Annotated in this window: 15 protein-coding genes; 5 read left to right on the forward strand and 10 right to left on the reverse strand. The window is 43.8% G+C overall.

Annotated elements, in window-relative coordinates:
* Nucleotides 1-317 precede the first annotated feature (317 nt).
* The 7 genes from VRU48_RS09560 to uvrA form a co-directional block, all read right to left on the reverse strand.
* Nucleotides 318-1,061, reverse strand: coding sequence for a LytR/AlgR family response regulator transcription factor (locus VRU48_RS09560; protein ID WP_330107698.1), 744 nt, complete (start codon nt 1,059-1,061; stop codon nt 318-320).
* 1 nt (nt 1,062) lies between these two features.
* Nucleotides 1,063-2,733 carry a sensor histidine kinase gene (locus VRU48_RS09565; protein ID WP_330107699.1) on the reverse strand — a complete coding sequence of 557 codons (1,671 nt, stop codon included), beginning with the start codon at nt 2,731-2,733 and terminating at the stop codon, nt 1,063-1,065.
* Between the two features lie 324 nt (nt 2,734-3,057).
* A complete protein-coding gene (locus tag VRU48_RS09570; protein WP_330107700.1) occupies nt 3,058-3,801 on the reverse strand; it encodes a LytR/AlgR family response regulator transcription factor in 744 nt (247 codons plus the stop codon).
* 1 nt (nt 3,802) lies between these two features.
* Entirely contained in the window at nt 3,803-5,557 is a 1,755-nt protein-coding gene (locus VRU48_RS09575) for a sensor histidine kinase (protein WP_330107701.1), read from the reverse strand.
* Between the two features lies 1 nt (nt 5,558).
* On the reverse strand, nt 5,559-6,971 hold the full coding sequence (locus tag VRU48_RS09580) for a TlpA family protein disulfide reductase (RefSeq protein WP_330107702.1): 1,413 nt from the start codon (nt 6,969-6,971) through the stop codon (nt 5,559-5,561).
* 113 nt (nt 6,972-7,084) lie between these two features.
* On the reverse strand, nt 7,085-7,699 hold the full coding sequence (locus VRU48_RS09585; protein WP_330107703.1) for a LysE family transporter: 615 nt from the start codon (nt 7,697-7,699) through the stop codon (nt 7,085-7,087).
* 57 nt (nt 7,700-7,756) lie between these two features.
* Nucleotides 7,757-10,558 carry an excinuclease ABC subunit UvrA gene (uvrA, locus tag VRU48_RS09590; RefSeq protein WP_330107704.1) on the reverse strand — a complete coding sequence of 934 codons (2,802 nt, stop codon included), beginning with the start codon at nt 10,556-10,558 and terminating at the stop codon, nt 7,757-7,759.
* A 263-nt stretch (nt 10,559-10,821) separates the two neighbouring features.
* Here uvrA and VRU48_RS09595 point away from each other — a divergent pair, with 263 nt between their 5' ends.
* Both VRU48_RS09595 and VRU48_RS09600 read left to right on the forward strand, forming a co-directional pair.
* Complete coding sequence (locus VRU48_RS09595) at nt 10,822-11,409, forward strand: RNA polymerase sigma factor (protein WP_330107705.1); 588 nt, start codon at nt 10,822-10,824, stop codon at nt 11,407-11,409.
* 173 nt (nt 11,410-11,582) lie between these two features.
* The gene (locus VRU48_RS09600; protein ID WP_330107706.1) at nt 11,583-11,774 is read left to right on the forward strand and encodes a hypothetical protein; all 192 of its coding nucleotides are present in this window, start codon (nt 11,583-11,585) and stop codon (nt 11,772-11,774) included.
* 45 nt (nt 11,775-11,819) lie between these two features.
* Here VRU48_RS09600 and VRU48_RS09605 read toward each other — a convergent pair whose 3' ends face one another.
* Genes VRU48_RS09605 through VRU48_RS09615 form a run of 3 tightly spaced genes read right to left on the reverse strand, consistent with a single transcriptional unit; the run spans nt 11,820 to nt 13,587 of the window.
* The gene (locus tag VRU48_RS09605) at nt 11,820-12,392 is read right to left on the reverse strand and encodes a hypothetical protein (protein ID WP_330107707.1); all 573 of its coding nucleotides are present in this window, start codon (nt 12,390-12,392) and stop codon (nt 11,820-11,822) included.
* Between the two features lie 34 nt (nt 12,393-12,426).
* On the reverse strand, nt 12,427-12,975 hold the full coding sequence (locus tag VRU48_RS09610; RefSeq protein WP_330107708.1) for a hypothetical protein: 549 nt from the start codon (nt 12,973-12,975) through the stop codon (nt 12,427-12,429).
* A 27-nt stretch (nt 12,976-13,002) separates the two neighbouring features.
* Nucleotides 13,003-13,587, reverse strand: coding sequence for a hypothetical protein (locus VRU48_RS09615; RefSeq protein WP_330107709.1), 585 nt, complete (start codon nt 13,585-13,587; stop codon nt 13,003-13,005).
* A gap of 210 nt (nt 13,588-13,797) precedes the next feature.
* Here VRU48_RS09615 and VRU48_RS09620 point away from each other — a divergent pair, with 210 nt between their 5' ends.
* The 3 genes from VRU48_RS09620 (at nt 13,798) to recA (ending at nt 16,711) form a co-directional block, all read left to right on the forward strand.
* Nucleotides 13,798-14,754 (forward strand): helix-turn-helix domain-containing protein, encoded by a 957-nt coding sequence (locus VRU48_RS09620; RefSeq protein ID WP_330107710.1) that lies wholly within the window; start codon nt 13,798-13,800, stop codon nt 14,752-14,754.
* Between the two features lie 151 nt (nt 14,755-14,905).
* Complete coding sequence (gene nth / locus VRU48_RS09625) at nt 14,906-15,550, forward strand: endonuclease III (protein WP_330107711.1); 645 nt, start codon at nt 14,906-14,908, stop codon at nt 15,548-15,550.
* A 144-nt stretch (nt 15,551-15,694) separates the two neighbouring features.
* Nucleotides 15,695-16,711, forward strand: coding sequence for a recombinase RecA (recA, locus tag VRU48_RS09630; protein ID WP_330107712.1), 1,017 nt, complete (start codon nt 15,695-15,697; stop codon nt 16,709-16,711).
* Nucleotides 16,712-16,794 lie beyond the last annotated feature (83 nt).

A 16,794-nucleotide genomic window follows, 5' to 3' on the forward strand; every position in this document is an offset into this window, starting at 1 on the left:
CCATTGGATTTGACAGTTCAAAATTAACGCACAACAATCCCGGCAAAAGTCCTACCGAGTATTTCGCCACATCGGATGAGTATTTGTAAGCGGTTTCGGTTGACAGTTTTCAGTTCTCAGTTAGCAGTTTTCAATTTGCAGTTAACAATAGACACTCCAGCCATTCAGCAATACAACAATTTTAACCACCCTACAATTTAACAATAACACAAAGCAATTTAACCATTCCCCTCCACTGGAGGGGTGCCCAAAGGGCGGGGTGGTTAATTCACTAACCATACAACCATCTTAACAATTTAACAATCTTAACCATCCACCTATTTCCCAAGTGCCAATTTGATGCTTTCGCGGTTGGGTTTTGACACCGGTACTTTGTGTCCATTGTTGAGCAAGAGCGTGCCACCATCTTCTTTGAGCCAGCTTTTTACATAGGCCGGATTAACCAGGTGGCTTTGGTGCACCCGCAGAAATCCATAGGGCTTGAGCAAATCGGCATATTCTTTCAGTGATTTCGAAATCAGGATTTTGTCGGCATTGGCCAAGAAAAAGAAAGTGTAGTTGTTTGACGATTCGCAACGCACCACCTCGTTTATCGCCACATACATAATTTCGTTGAGCTGTGGCAAGGCTATTTTGGGAGAAGAAAAATCGGTTCTTTTGAGCTGTTGCAACAAAAAGCCAAGCTGGTTGTTTGCTGTTTTATGTTTGATGCGGTCTGTAGCTTTGTTTACGGCCAGTACCAGTTCGTCGGGGTTTACGGGTTTCAGCAAATAATCGAGCGCGGCAAACTTTACCGCCTGAATGCCATATTGATCGTAAGCCGTTACAAAAATCACTTCAAAAGATTTTTCCGGCAGCAAGTTCAGCAAATCGAAACCCGACTGCTTGCCCATTTGTATGTCGAGGAAAAGCAAGTCTGGTTGGTGCAGTTGCATTAACCGAACGGCCTCCTCTATTTTAGAAGTGATCGCTACAATGGTTACCATCGGACAATAGGTGGCCAACAAGGCCTGCAGGTTTTGCAGGTTGGCCTTTTCATCATCAACTAAAATCGCCCTCATTTTATAGCCATTGGGTTAAAGTTATGGTCATCGTGGTTTCGTTTGCCCGGGCATCCATGTGCAACACAAAAGGTGTTTGTTTGTAAATGGTGTTGAGCAAAGCTATTCTATTTTTGCTCAGTTGCAAACCCAGGCCTTCGTAATTTTTGGTGGTATCGAAACCTTGGCCATTGTCCTTTACCGTTAAAACAAGGTCTTCATTTTGTTTGGTGAATTCGATGCTGATTTGACCTGCCTCCTCCATTTCGGCGATGCCATGTTTTACGGCATTTTCTACAAAGGGTTGCAGCAACATGGCCGGTATCTCTACATCTACGATCACCAATTGCGGATCGATGCTGATTTGATAGGCAAAGCCAAAGCGCAACTGCTCCATCTGCAGATAATCGTCAATCAGCGCTTTTTCGTCGGCCAGACTAATGAGCTCCTTATTGTCGAGCACGTTGCGGGTCAATCGGGCAAATTTGGCCAAATAACGGTTGGCTTCATCGGTTTTATGCTGGTTCATCAGGTTTTGGATTCCGGCCAAAGCATTGAACAAGAAATGCGGATTGAGTTGCGATCGTACCGTAGCCAACTGTGTTTTGGCCATTTCTTTTTGTTGTTGTTCGGCCAGTAGCTTCTTTCTGTTCTTCCTTTTGGTGGTCACGATAATCACAGCAAATACAACCAGCAACATTAAAAACACCAATCCAGCGTATAGGCCAATCTCTTTGGTACTCAACGCAGGCTTGCGCATCTCGAAATTGATTTTCACGCCATTCTCCATTTTATTGAAGTCGATTTTCCCAATTCGTGGAAAAATGACGATTTCGTATTTGCCTGGTTTTAAAAAATGTTTGATGTCTAAACGTGTAGTGAGGTTACCATAAGTATCCGATATCCAATTCTGGTTATCGAGCAAGGTCGTTTCTAGGTTATCTCCTTCTTGGCGTTTGATTAAGATTTGGTACAAAAAGATATTCTCTGTGGGCCCAATAACAATCTCGGCATAGCTGCGCTTGGCATCCATCGACACCAAATGCCCTTGGATATTCATGTTCACTGATTCGCTTTGCGCCGTAACCACAGTTGTGGTTGTGGTAGTTTGATTATTTTCTATTTTCTTTTCGACAAGGGGCTTTTCCTTGGCCTCAATTTCCTTAACAAGCTCTGCGCTAATGATGTGAACTGGGCCTAGCTTTTTATTATAAATGATCGTTTCTCTGCCATTATCCCTGTCGCCAACCTTATAGACAGTCAACACCAGCTTTCTATTGGCGACTTCATAGGTCCCCAAATTTGCGCTAAACATGCGGTTTCCTTTAATCGCCGTGGGATGTAGTTCTTTGGCCAACACGATCGTATCGTCGGCAATTACCGTGTAGCGATAGTTCTTGAGGCTATCGTGCGCAATATCTGCCCTTAATTCGATTTGGTGGGCTCCCTCCAAGTAGAAAAAAAAGGTTTTGGGTTTGGCCGGATAGATCAACATCTCTGATGCCTTTTTTGTAGCGCTATCAGCCGATAAATAAATGGCCTCAGCACTTTCATTGTAACCCAAGGTCAAGACATTGACATAGTTTCGGTAATAACCCGGAAAAGGATTTAGCGTAACCGATTTCATACCGCCTATTTGTCCAAAACAGGATGAGGCAATAAATAACAGCACAATAGCAAGATAGTTTTTCATAGTTTTCAAGTTTAAGTTTCCTCAAACCTGCGGGTAATTTAGCTCAGAAAAAATGTGAAGATAGCAATTACCCAAAATCATTGAGCATTTTTGGGAAATGGGGTAGAATTTGTTTCAGTTGCCGGTTAGCAGTTTTCAATTGGCGGTTAACAGTTGATGACCCCATCATCTAACAATACAACAATTTTAACCAGCTAACAATTTAACAATCTAACATTAACAATTCCCCTCCCCTGGAGGGGTGCCCAAAGGGCGGGGTGGTTAAACAATTTAGCAATTACTGCAATTGAACAATACACCAATTTAGCAATTTTAACCATTAGCCTACTTCCCAAGCGCCGATTTGATACTTTCGCGGTTAGGCTTTGATACGGGGATTTTTTCTTCGTTTTTCATTAACAAGATACCTCCATCCTCTTTGAGCCAGCTTTTTACATAGGCCGGATTAACCAAATGGCTTTGGTGAGCGCGCAAAAAACCATGTGGCTTTAACAAATCGGCGTATTCCTTAAGCGATTTCGAAACCAGTATCTTATCGCCATTAGACAGGAAAAAGAAAGTATAGGTATTGGCGGCTTCGCACCTTACAATATCGTTTACCACCACATACCTGATTTCATTTTGCTGGGGCAAGGCTATTTTGGGTGCGCTTTTCTCGCCGAGGTTCAATTGTTGCAACAAAAACGAAAGCTGCTCGTTTTGTTGCTTATGCCTGAGCTTGTGCAAGGCTTTTTGAACGGCAGCCTTAAGCTCGTCGGCACTAACCGGTTTAAGCAGGTAGTCTAAGGCCGCAAACTTAATGGCCTGTATGCCATAATTATCGTAGGCAGTTACAAAGATTACCTCAAAGGTTTTTTCCCTGATCTCATTCAGCAGATCGAAACCCGAGTTTTTGCCCAACTGTATATCCAAAAACAACAAGTCGGGCTGATGAAGCTCCATCAAACTTTTGGCAACGGCGATATCCGAGGCACAGGCCACTATTTTTACCTCCGCACAATATTTTTCTAAAAGATGGCGCAGATTCTCTAGGTTGGCCAGTTCATCATCTACCAGTATTGCCCGCATTTTATAGCCATTGGGTTAAAGTAATTGTAATCATCGTGCCTTTATCATTGGCTTCCATGGTTAGGTAAAGTGGCGAGTCCTGATAAATGGCATTCAATAAAGATATCCTGTTTTTACTCAACTGCAAACCCAAGCCTTCATAATTTTTAGTGGTGTCGAAACCCAGGCCATTGTCACTTACGGTTAACACCAAGTCTTTTTCGCGCTGTTCAAAAGCAACGGCAATGTGTCCGGCTTTTTCCTTTGTTGCAATTCCGTGCTTTACCGCGTTTTCTACAAAAGGCTGCAACAACATGGCCGGAATTTCGATGTTATGGATATCCAATCCTGGACTTACCTTAAGCTCGAAACTGAAGCCAAAGCGTTGCTGTTCCATTTCCAGGTAATCGGTTAACAGGGCCTGTTCTTCGGCCAGGCTTACCTGTTCCTTATTGTCGAGCACATTTCTGGTTAGCCGTGCAAACTTGTTCAAATAATGGTTGGCTTCCTCGAGTTGCTGCTTGTTCATCAGGTTTTGGATGCCAGCCAAGGCGTTGAACATAAAATGCGGGTTAAGCTGTGCGCGTACCGAGGCCAATTGTGTTTTGGCCAGTTCTTTTTGCTGTTGCTCGTCCTGTACACGTTGCTGGTTCTTCTTTTTGAGTTTGGTAACCACCGCTCCGAAAATACCCCCCAAAACGGCACAGAGCAACAATCCGAACAAAGCGATTTGCTTGCTGGAAAAAAGACGCTTCGGGTTTTGGTCTGGCAATACTTCAAACCGATAGCTCACTGCCTTGTCTTTTAAATAAACAACAGGCGTACCGCCCGGCCTAGGCAATTTGGGCGTTAAAATCAACTCATATTGCCCGGGTTGCTTCCAGTATTCCTTATAAATAAAAAAGAACTTGTTGTTGGTACCTAGATCCAGTCTTTCTGTTTTACCGTCTATGTTACGGATCAGCTCGATTTTAAAATCGAAGTTATAGGTGTAGTTTTCCGGCAGAACATGCAGCCTCACCAAGGAATCGGCCAAGTAGAATTGGTGCAATCCGTTTTTTGGTTCTTTGGCTTTACCCGAAGGCGTTCTTTCGTCAATAGACTTGTAGAGCAAACCGATCGGAAAATCCTTATCGCTGTATTCGAGCCCTACGCTAATGCCCAGAGGCTTAACCGCTCTCCAATCGACCATAATACCATCTCTCTTCTTGTAATTACGGACATTATAAAGTTCGATTCTGATATAACCATTAGGCTGCGCGGCGTAACTGCCAAAATAGGCATAGGTATATTGGCCATCGGAGGTGGTTTTAAAATTGTTGGGGATGGTCCAGCCCACAATCTCGGTATCGTCGTTGGTTACTACGTGGTAGCGGTAGTCTTTGGCATTGGCCGGGGTAATGCTTACATCGGCAAATTCAATGCTTGCCTCCTTATCCAACAGGTACCTGCGCAGGCTATTGCGGCCGCTCCAGCTCCAATCCAAACCTTCGTAAACCGTAGCACTTGTATTTTGCTGAAACCGCAGGGCCATGGTTTGGAATGCCGGACCAAGATTCTCTCCTACCGAAAACAGAAAGTGGTCTTTACTAATGGCCACCAGGCGTTTTTTACGGGCAATAAGCTGTAGCTGTGCCGGCGTAGCCTTCCTGACATCAACCAGCTGATTACCCGCAAATTCAAAATACTTGCTTTCGGCAGCGCTATCCACGGTTTTCTGTTGCCCAAAAGCCAACATGCTGCTGAGCAATAAAATCAATAAGCTAATGTTTTTCATTTTATTTATTGATTTCGCGGTTTAAAATAGCGGTTAGTTTTTCGGGTTCGCTTGGCCTAACGGCATCGCTGTCTACAATACGCCCTTCTTTATCGATGATGATGAACCTCGGAATAAAGTTGGCCTGGTAAGCCTTGGCAAAAGCATCGTTTGTATCTTCCAATTGCAACCAATCCATTCCATCTTTTTTAATGATGTCGTATCTGAATTTTCTGTTCTTGGCATCGAAAGCTGCAATGCTGATCACCTGAAGCTTGTCATTACCTTTATATTGATCGTATATTTTTTTGAGAAATGGTGTTTCTTCTTTGCATGGCCCACACCAGCTGGCCCATAAATCAATGTAAACCACCTTGCCCTTAAAGCTCTCTAATTGATACAACGTGCCGCTGGTATCGGGCAGATTGAAAACAGGCGAAACATTTCCGGCCTGTAGCCCCATAGCCGTTTTTACCCTATCGGCCTCCACATCTTTAAGTTTTTGCTTCAAGCCACGATCGTTTATTTTTGCGATATAGGGGCTTAGCTTGTAGATATCGTCGAGTTTGTAAACAGACGACATGTTTCTTTGCAAGGTTTGCGAAGCCACGTAATCGTACACTTTGCCCTTAAGCAGCTTCGCGGTAAGGTACAGCGTATAATTGCCTTGTTGCTTTTGCGTACTATCAGCCGGAAAAGCATGATACTCGTTGCAATAGAAAGGATATTCGGAAACAAAATACGAGAAGGCACTGCTCGACAAATTGGCTTCGTTGTTCAGCTCTTTTTCCAGGTTCTTAAAACCCAATCGCTTCGCCATTTTTTGAAGCTGCTTCCATGGCAGCTTATTCACGTAGGCATACGAGCTGAACAAACCGATAAGCGGCCCAAATTTTTTGTCGAGCAAAAGCGATTGCCTAAAATAATCGGCATAGGGTTCGTGGTTGCTGGCATCGAATATTTTATCGATTACTGTATGATCGTTTACAAAAGAAAGCTGGTGCGCCAGGTACGTATCGGCATCTTTCTTGTTCCAATTCACGGTATCGGGCTTAGTCTTGCCGATGCCTTCTTGCCAGTAGCTGTTGGTTTTAGCACCGATTCCGGTATAGGCCAACGTTGATTTTGCCGTTTGGTAATCCTTTACATCGGCATTGAGTTGCAAATTATAGCCTGGCGCCAAAAAAAGTTGCACCTGGATTTGCTTGCGGTTGGTGAGGTTGGCACGAAAAGGTTCGGTAATTTTGGTGGTTTCGTAACTGAAGCTGCCATCGGCATTAACCAGAATACTGTCTTTAAAATCGCCGGTACTGGGTGCCAGTTCCAGCACTTTGTCTTGGCAGTTGATGAATTTTCCGGTAATCCGGGTCTTTTGTTGCGCTTTGCTGGCCATGGCAATCAGGCACAGCAACATCAAGTAGATTGTCTTTTTCATTTTCGGCATTGTTGATGTTTCAAAATTCATCAATCCACCTTTGCCAAAAAAGCTAAAAACAGGATGTGGGCTACCTACAAAAGTATCTGCGCAGCTGCAAACAGTATTTGGAATTACCCCAAATAAATAACCGTTTGTTTAATGATCAGGTACAAGGCCAATACCCACAGAAATATGGCAATCGATTTATTGATCAAATGGCTGCTCAGCGCAAATTTTTCCTGGATGTAGCGGGCAAAATGGGCATAGCCATAAAGCGCCAAGGCAGAGCCAATACCAGAACCCAAGCTGAAAATAATGAGCGACAGGTAATCAGTCCTGATCCACTCGTGCAGGATAACATAGTTGCCAAAGAAGAGCCAAAACGGAATCTGAACCGGATTTAAAACCCCCAACAACATGCCATAAAATACGCTTCCCCTTTTGCTGGTATCGTTGCTGTCTTTGGTTTTGGGCAACTTATTGCGGTTGATCCAGGTAATGGTACCCATCACCACAAAAAGCATGATCATGAAGGCATCTACATAAGTGCCCAGCCTTACTTCGTTGATATTGGCATCGAGGTTTACATCGCTCGATACCCAACGCGCAAAGCGCATCATGCCAAAAGTGAACAGCACTTCTACGCAAGAAAAGGCTAAAATAAACGACCATGCCTGACGCATGCCCTTATTGATGGTGAGCTGTGCAACCGTCAGGTTGATGTTTCCAGGCGGTATATAGCCCATGGCATTTAACAATATGCCTATAATTAAGGTCAAAAAGAGCATAAGTTCGCTAAGATACTATTTCAAATGAGCTTTTAAAAATTGACCTGTATAAGAATCCTTTGCCTGGAGCAAATCTTCGGGTTTGCCTTCAAACACAACGTTTCCGCCCTTATCGCCCCCCTCCGGACCGATATCGATTACCCAATCGGCGCATTTGATCATATCCATGTTATGCTCGATCACCAAAATGGTATTGCCTTGTTCAATCAAGGTATTTAGGGCTTTCAGCAGTTTTTTGATGTCGTGGAAATGCAAACCGGTAGTAGGTTCGTCAAAAATGAACATGGTTTTTTGTGCATTGTTGCCTTTGATGAGGAAAGAAGCCAACTTGATGCGCTGCGCCTCGCCGCCCGAAAGGGTATTTGACGATTGTCCCAAATGCACATAGCCCAAACCCACATCGACCAGTGGTTGCAGTTTTTGCAGGATTTTTGGCTCTTTGGCAAAAAACTCGACGGCCTGATCAATAGTCATATCCAAAATATCGGATACGTTTTTATCCTGATAGGTTATATCCAGTACCTGTTGCTTAAATCTCCGGCCACCGCAGGCTTCGCAAGGCAAGAAGATATCGGCCATAAACTGCATTTCTATCTTCACCTCACCTTCGCCCTGGCAAACCTCGCAACGGCCACCCTCTACGTTAAAAGAGAAAGCCGCGGGTTTAAGTCCGGCAGCCTTTGCCGATGGCAATGCCGAAAACAAGGCCCTAACATCGTCCCAAGCCTTGACATAGGTTACCGGATTGGAGCGCGACGAACGGCCAATCGGGTTTTGATCTACCATTTCTACGGCACTCACCAGGTCGATATGCCCGAAAAGTCCATCGTAGGCACCCGTTTGCTCGCCGGCATAATTGCCAATGGCCTTTTGCAGCGCGGGATAAAGTATTTTTTTAACCAAACTGGTTTTGCCAGAACCCGACACGCCCGTTACGCAGGTAAATATGCCCAATGGAAATTTAACATCGATATTCTTCAGGTTGTTTTCGCGGGCACCCTTTACCAGGATATGGTCGCGCCACTCCCTTCTTTTGGCAGGCACCGCAATTTCGTCCTTGCCCGCCAAATACCTGCCCGTAAGCGAGTTTTTGTCCTTAACAATTTCTTTATAGGTGCCACTAAAAACCAGGTTGCCACCATGAGTACCTGCTTCGGGACCAATATCTATAATATGATCGGCCGCCTTCATCATTTCTTCCTCATGCTCGACCACCAAAACCGTATTGCCCACATCGCGCAATGATTCGAGTACGCCGATTAAACGGTGCGTATCTCTTGGGTGCAGCCCAATGCTCGGCTCGTCGAGTACATACACCGACCCCACCAAACTGCTGCCCAACGAAGTGGCCAAGTTGATGCGTTGGCTTTCTCCTCCCGACAAGGTATTTGACAAGCGGTTGAGGGTTAGGTAACCCAAGCCTACATTATTAAGGTAAAGCACCCGATTGGAGATTTCGGCCAATAAACGCTTGGCAATTTTTGCCTGTGTGGCGCTAAGGTCGAGCTGTTCGAAAAAAGGCAACAAAGTAGACAAAGGCATCAAAACCATTTCTAAAATAGACTTGCCACCTATTTTTACATAAGAAGCGTCTTTGCGCAGGCGCGTGCCTTTGCAATCGGGACAAACCGTTTTGCCACGATAACGCGAAAGCATCACACGGTACTGTATTTTATAGGTTTGTTCTTCCAGTTCTTTAAAAAACTGATCTAGACCCGCAAAATAGCTATTACCAGTCCATAACAGCTGTTGCTGTGCCTCGGTAAGTTCGCGGTAAGGCCTATGGATGGGGAAATCGAATTTCTCGGCATTTTTAACCAGGCGTTTTAGCCATTCGCCCATTTTTTCGCCACGCCAAGGCGCAATGGCATTATCGTAAATGCTTTTGCTTTTGTCTGGAACAACCAGGTCTTCATCGATCCCGATTACGTTTCCATAACCCTCGCAACGTTTACAGGCTCCATAAGGATTGTTAAAACTGAAGAAATTTGGAGTTGGTTCTTCGAATTTCAGGCCATCCAGTTCAAAGCGATCGCAGAAGAAGGTCTGTTCGCCATCATGCTCCACATAACAATCGCCCTTGCCTTCAAAAAAAGCAGTCTGTACCGAATCGGCAATGCGGCTCAAGGTTTCTTCCTCTTCGTTAACCACAATGCGGTCTATCAAAATCTTGATGGCATCGCTATCGGCCAGTTTAATGTCTTTGATGGATTGATCTTCGAGGATATCCTCTATTTTGGTAATCTTGTGATTGAAGTAAACCCTCAAAAATCCCTTTTGCAACAACACGGCCAACTCTTCCTTAATGGTTCTGTTGTTGTGCGGATGCAAGGGGCAGAACACCGTAGCTACGCTATCCGTACCCAAGCCCACAATAAAATCGACCACGGTGCTTACGGTATCTTTTTTAACTACCTGACCCGAAACGGGCGAATAAGTAGTACCGATACGCGAATAAAGCAGTTTGAGGTAATCGTATATTTCGGTAGAGGTACCCACGGTTGAGCGTGGATTGGAAGTAATCACCTTTTGTTCGATGGCAATGGCCGGGGCAATGCCTTTGATATAATCTACGTCGGGCTTGTTCATACGGCCCATAAACTGGCGCGCATAAGACGACAAACTTTCCACATAGCGACGCTGGCCTTCGGCATACAAAGTATCGAAGGCAAGAGAAGATTTTCCGGAGCCCGACATGCCGGTAACCACCACGAGTTTGTTCTTCGGAATGGCTACGTCGATGTTTTTGAGGTTGTGTACCCTGGCGCCTTTGATAATGATATGTTGGTGTGGATCTTTCTCTATTTCCTTGCTCATGTGCCGCTTGCTTAGCTCTGATTTAATGTAACCCCAAAATTACGATTTTGGTTTCAACCCCTCTAAAAATAAGCGGCCTTTTATAAAATTTTACAAATTTTAGCAGATTTATTGTTGGATATTCAAAAAAAAGTCTTTCTTTTGAATTTATAACTCACACGATTAGAAACTGTAATTTAAAAACAAGGAGAGCTGCTATAGATTAAAAAGCTACTTATTTATTATTTTAATAAAACGAGAAGAATTTTAGTATACGCACTCCTATGAAATTACAGCAGCATAGTGATCAGGATTTGGTGAAGCTATATCTTAACGGAGAAGAATCTGTATTAGAAGAATTACTTCGTAGGCATAAATCCAAAATATATACCTCCATTTATTTATTGGTAAAGGATCAGTACCTGGCCGAAGACATCTTTCAGGATGCCTTTATCAAGGTCATCAACACCTTACGCAGTGGCCGTTACAACGAAGAAGGCAAGTTTTTGCCTTGGGTAATGCGCATTGCACACAACTTGGTAATCGATTATTTCCGTCGCGAGAAACGCGCACCGGTCATTACCAGCGCCGACGGTACAGATGTGCTCAATCTTTTGCAGGTACACGAAGAAAGTGCCGAAGAACGCATGTTGCGCGAGCAGACCCACCTCGATTTAAGAGCCATGATACACCTGTTGCCCGACGAGCAGAAAGAGGTGCTCATTATGCGCCATTACGCCGATTTGAGCTTTAAGGAAATTGCCGACCTTACCGACGTCAGCATCAACACCGCGTTAGGCCGCATGCGCTATGCGCTGAGCAACTTGCGCAAAATGATGAAGGTGAAAGAGGTAAGTCCGAGGGGACTTTAAGCAGGCTGACTACTAATCTTTTAACAGCTAAGTAGTGTATAATTTTGTCAGTTGAGCACCTAGAGGCCTATTGGAAAATTTAATTTGGAAAATGTTAAAATTTTCTGAAAGGCGACGAAATAAAACATACGCAATTACGTTTACCTTGTAAACATTAAATAAATACACTGCGTATGACAAAAACCTCTACACTAAATGATCTTTCCAACTTCTCGAGTCCACAGCCTGTAGAAAAGGCAGTTGATGAGGGCGACCAACAAAACCTGCTGTTCTACAACAGCATCAGGTCTAAACTTGACCAATTGGTAAAGGAGCCTTCCGACGAAACCATCCAAAAAATTTTGGATTACTCGAAGAAAAAGTAATTGAAAGTCCCGCGCAAAAACCGGGACTTTTTTTCTGACCCGATACTATATCCCGGTCTTGGGGTAAACATTTCTGTACTTCCATGTACGGCCATCCAAAAAACCGATCAGCATAATTGCTCCCGAAACATGATTGGTTACATCGAATACCAAATCGCCTGTTGCGGTTTTGGTTAACCGAGTTTTTTTGACATCCAAAGCCCCAAAAACATAAGGAACAATAACGAAACCTACATTCTTGTTTTTCAGGTATAAATAACCGTCGCTTTTTAATTTTGTCTTTAAAATCCTTTCCCTCGCCACCTTGCCATCTTCCAGGTAGTTTATTTTGAGCCTTTTGCCCGTTAATACCTGCAGTTCAAAGCCATACTTCTTTGTCGAATCGAAGGCTAGTGTATCTTTCAATAATTTCCGATCGATTTCCTGAAGAAAGTTCTCCCCTAACCGATGAGGTTTTGGGGAGCTCACATTTTCCAGGCTAACGATATCGTATTTCCCGTTAAGCGTTGTTAGGTTGCCCGAAGTTAAGGGATTAGGATTGGTGAGGTTCTTTTGAAAAGAACAGGCCGAACAAAGCACTATAGCAATGAGTGCAGCCAAGAATGGTATAGCTTTCATAACCGTTTATTTTTAGTTTAAAAATCGAACGCTTTCAATGTTTTAAGCCGTTTTTCTTTTCACGCAAGAAACCAAAAGCCACTCCCACGGCAAATACGCTATAGCTATCCACCTTATTAAGATTGCTGTTTAAAGAGCAGGTAATTCCTGCCGACCAGTCAATCATATAGCAATACTTAAGCTCAAGCGACAAACCGACCGCCCTTTTTTTGTAGGTTTCTTCAAGCGGGGCTCGTTTTTCCTTTTTGATGAATGCAACACCAGATCCGAGCTTCAAATTATGGCAGGTAAAAACTGTATAGCTTTTGCCTAAAATCAAGCTTAGGTCAGTCATCATTGGCTCCTCATCGTTCCAAGAAAAAAGTGGCCGCGCATTTTCAGAAGCTTTTAACCTGACATAGTTATTTCTTTTTTGAACAACTAGCGAAACCTGAGTATAAGAGCCATAAGTTGCACCGCCTCCACCAAACTCGAGATCTCCATAAATATAGAATCGTTTAGGCAAGTGCAGGCTATCTGTTTGCGCATCAGCGGTGCCAATAAATAAGAAACAGGCTAACGCAATTAAAAGGGATAATTTCATGTTATTTTGGTTTGAAGATTTAACTTGTTAAAACATGCCAAAGGCTACTCCTGCCGATACGGCAACATAACTTTTAAGAAAATTGGCATTGCCTGTCCCCGTAACGCTGAAAGCAAAAGCTCTCCCAAACTGGAACGAATACCTGAGCTCGGCAGGCAGGCCAACCGTGAACCTGGTTTTGTAGCGATCGGGTTGATAAGCCTGTTTCTGATTATTGAAAGCCTCGTCTTTATCCGTCTTGAAAAAGGCCGACAGTCCAGCTCCAAATTGGATTTGATGATGCTTCGGCGACCTAAAGCCTTTCCCCACCATAAAGCTTACGTCTTGAAAGCCTACGTTTTCTTGCGGAGGACCACCATCGTAATAATAGGCTTTGTACAGCTGTTTCTCGGCATCCGTATTATAGTCGAAAGCACTTACCGACTTAACTTTGAAGTAGAACCCTTCTGCCTGCAGGTACGCCCCGCCCTGGAACAGGTGCTGATAGCCTTTCGTTTGGCCATACTCTGCATAAATGTATAGGTTATTGAATGAGCTTTCATCGCCCCTTCCTTGCGCCGTTGCCCCGTTGCAGGCAAGCACCAAGGCTATAAATATCAATTTGCTTTTCATGTGTTTTTGGTTTTAATGGTTTAATCGAAATTACCACATCAAAAACCATCAAATCCGCCTTAAAAGCACTTATAAATGAAAAATCAAACCTTTAAATAAAATTTATAGAATTAAAACCCATTTAATTAATCTTAAAAATTATTTAAATACAATAAAGAGAACCAATAAATTATTAAATTAGAGGAGATTAACTTTATACAGGATTTTTTTATGTCTGATTTTCAGGTTGCATTTTTCGAAAGGCTCAGGGCAGCCCTCCCCGATTACCAGAATTTGGCCCAAAGCGTGGCCGATGCCTTAAACATCAGCATGAACGAGGCCTACAAGAAAATAAGGGGCAACAGCGCACTCAGCCTGCAGCAAGTGGTTCAACTGTCTGACACCTTTAATGTGCCTTTCATTTATAATCCGAATCAATCATCGAGCGTAACCTTTAATTTTTTAAGCGTTAACGAAGACCTGAACATGGTCAATTACCTTGGCGATTTGCTGGCCAATCTTAAGCTCATCCAACAAAGCAAAACCAAGCACATTACCATCACCACCGACGACATCCCTATTTTCCATTTTTTCAAATATCCCGAGTTAACGGCATTCAAGCTGTTTTTCTGGGCTAACAACGTCAATAATAGCGAGCTTAAATTTGACGGCTCGACCATTACCGACGAGATCATCGCGCTTTCGGGGGAGCTGCACCGACTTTACCTCGAGATACCGAGCACTGAAATCTGGGCCAAAGACACCGTGCATGGCACCATCGAGCAGATCAGGTATGCTTACGAGGCCGGCTACATCAGCAATAAGGCATTGGCCGAAAAAGTGGTCGAACAGGTGCGCTACTGCCTAACCGATATGAATATGTATGCCATCAGCAGCAAAAAAACCATCGATCCCAACCATACTTTTAACTGGTACAACTGCGATGTGCTGGGCAGCATTGCCTATCTGGTCGATTTTAAGGAAAGTATGCTTTGCTTTAACCGCTTCAATACCTTTAACTACCTCAAAACCAACGACCAGTTTTATTGCGAGCAAACCAAGCGCTGGATGCAGGGCCTCATCAACAAATCGATTGCCTTTAGCGGTCAGGGCGAAAAGCACCGCAACAAATATTTATACGAATCCTTCGCCGCCTGCGATGCGCTGATCGGCGAAATCGCCGGTTAATTCAGTTGGCAGTTCGCAGTTGGCAGCAATGACAGTTGCAATTTGACGATCCAATAGGTCGATAGCTAATAGACCATGGTCCATGGACTAATAGACTATGTACTATCGACCATTCACTATCAACTATGAACTAACATACCTATATTTGTACATGCTCAAAAAAGAACGCTACCAAGAATTTGTGGCCCACTTTGCCGCCAAACAACCTAATGCAGAAACAGAGTTGCACTACAACAACCCCTATCAGCTTTTGGTGGCCGTTATTTTATCTGCCCAATGTACCGACAAGCGCATTAATCAGGTTACACCTGCACTTTTTCAGCGTTACCCCAACCCTAAATCGCTGGCCGAAACAACACCAGACCAGGTTTTCGATTACATCAGGAGCGTGAGCTATCCCAACAACAAAGCCAAACACTTAGTAGGTATGGCCAATATGTTGGTCAACGATTTTAATAGCCAAGTTCCATCCGACGTAAAAGAGCTTCAAAAAATGCCGGGTGTTGGTCGCAAAACGGCAAATGTAATCGCTTCGGTAGTTTTTGATGCGCCGGCGATGGCTGTGGATACACATGTTTTCAGGGTGGCCAACAGAATTGGGCTTACCCGGGGCAAAACGCCTTTGGCCGTAGAAAAAGACCTCGTGAAACATCTGCCAGAATACACCATCTCTACCGCTCACCACTGGCTTATCCTGCATGGTCGCTATGTTTGCGTGGCCAGAAACCCAAAATGCAGCATTTGTGAAATTACGCACTTCTGCAAGTATTTTGAGCAACACTTTAAAGCTAAATAATTTAGCTATTCGGCGATGTTGAAAAAATAATTCCAATTTTATTTGCACATATTAAATTTAAATTGATATGTTTGCTAAAGTTATTAGCATTACTGCTTTTTATTAGCCGATATTTATTTTACATTTACTTTCAGATTTACAGACATGAACCCAAACACAGAAAAACTTAAAGCGTTACAGCTTACCTTAGATAAATTAGAAAAATCATACGGCAAAGGCTCGATCATGAAATTGGGCGATCAAGCCGTAGAAACGATGGATGCCATCTCTACCGGCTCGATCAGTTTAGACATTGCCTTGGGCATTGGCGGCGTACCTAAAGGCCGTGTCATAGAAATCTATGGCCCGGAATCTTCTGGTAAAACCACCTTGGCAACCCACATCATTGCCGAAGCCCAAAAGAAAGGTGGCATTGCTGCCATTATCGATGCCGAACACGCCTTTGATAAATTTTATGCCAAAAAATTAGGCGTAGACACCGACAATCTATTGATCTCGCAACCAGATAACGGCGAGCAGGCCTTGGAAATTGCCGATAACCTGATCCGTTCTGGCGCTATCGATGTGATCGTCATCGACTCGGTGGCGGCCTTGGTACCCAAAGCAGAGATTGAAGGCGAAATGGGCGACAGCAAAATGGGCTTACAGGCCCGTTTAATGAGCCAGGCCTTGCGTAAGCTAACCGGAACGATTTCAAAAACCGGATGTTGCTGTATTTTCATCAACCAGTTGCGCGAAAAAATCGGTGTAATGTTTGGTAATCCGGAAACCACAACCGGCGGTAACGCCCTTAAATTCTATGCTTCGGTACGTTTGGATATCCGCAGAACTTCGCAAATCAAAGATTCTGACGAGGTATCTGGAAATCGCGTTAAGGTAAAAATCGTGAAGAACAAAGTTGCTCCTCCTTTCCGTATTGCCGAATTTGACATTATGTTTGGCGAAGGCATTTCGAAAACCGGCGAGATCATCGATTTGGGCGTCGACTTCAACATCATCAAAAAAGCTGGCTCTTGGTTCTCTTATGGTGATACCAAACTGGGACAAGGCCGAGATGCAGTGAAGCAATTGCTGTTAGACAATCCAGAATTGGCTGAAGAAATAGAAGCTAAAATCCGTGAAGAGGTAACCGGAGATAAGCTGGAAGACAAAGAAGCTTAGTAGTTAAGTCTAAAATCATTTACAACCGCCATCAGCTCGTATGAGCGAATGAAGGGAGATCAATCTACATGTTTGCCAAGACA

It is taken from the genome of Pedobacter albus (genome assembly GCF_036324255.1).
GTDB lineage: Bacteria > Bacteroidota > Bacteroidia > Sphingobacteriales > Sphingobacteriaceae > Pedobacter > Pedobacter albus.

Bases quoted from the DNA above. Each gene is read 5' to 3' on its own strand.
- VRU48_RS09600 (WP_330107706.1), top strand. From the start codon at position 11,583: ATGACAAAAACCTCTACACTAAATGATCTTTCCAACTTCTCGAGTCCA.
- VRU48_RS09560 (WP_330107698.1), bottom strand. From the start codon at position 1,061: ATGAGGGCGATTTTAGTTGATGATGAAAAGGCCAACCTGCAAAACCTG.
- recA (WP_330107712.1), top strand. From the start codon at position 15,695: ATGAACCCAAACACAGAAAAACTTAAAGCGTTACAGCTTACCTTAGAT.
- VRU48_RS09615 (WP_330107709.1), bottom strand. From the start codon at position 13,587: ATGAAAAGCAAATTGATATTTATAGCCTTGGTGCTTGCCTGCAACGGG.
- VRU48_RS09605 (WP_330107707.1), bottom strand. From the start codon at position 12,392: ATGAAAGCTATACCATTCTTGGCTGCACTCATTGCTATAGTGCTTTGT.
- nth (WP_330107711.1), top strand. From the start codon at position 14,906: ATGCTCAAAAAAGAACGCTACCAAGAATTTGTGGCCCACTTTGCCGCC.
- VRU48_RS09585 (WP_330107703.1), bottom strand. From the start codon at position 7,699: ATGGGCTATATACCGCCTGGAAACATCAACCTGACGGTTGCACAGCTC.
- VRU48_RS09610 (WP_330107708.1), bottom strand. From the start codon at position 12,975: ATGAAATTATCCCTTTTAATTGCGTTAGCCTGTTTCTTATTTATTGGC.
- VRU48_RS09595 (WP_330107705.1), top strand. From the start codon at position 10,822: ATGAAATTACAGCAGCATAGTGATCAGGATTTGGTGAAGCTATATCTT.
- VRU48_RS09570 (WP_330107700.1), bottom strand. From the start codon at position 3,801: ATGCGGGCAATACTGGTAGATGATGAACTGGCCAACCTAGAGAATCTG.
- VRU48_RS09565 (WP_330107699.1), bottom strand. From the start codon at position 2,733: ATGAAAAACTATCTTGCTATTGTGCTGTTATTTATTGCCTCATCCTGT.
- VRU48_RS09575 (WP_330107701.1), bottom strand. From the start codon at position 5,557: ATGAAAAACATTAGCTTATTGATTTTATTGCTCAGCAGCATGTTGGCT.
- uvrA (WP_330107704.1), bottom strand. From the start codon at position 10,558: ATGAGCAAGGAAATAGAGAAAGATCCACACCAACATATCATTATCAAA.
- VRU48_RS09620 (WP_330107710.1), top strand. From the start codon at position 13,798: ATGTCTGATTTTCAGGTTGCATTTTTCGAAAGGCTCAGGGCAGCCCTC.
- VRU48_RS09580 (WP_330107702.1), bottom strand. From the start codon at position 6,971: ATGAAAAAGACAATCTACTTGATGTTGCTGTGCCTGATTGCCATGGCC.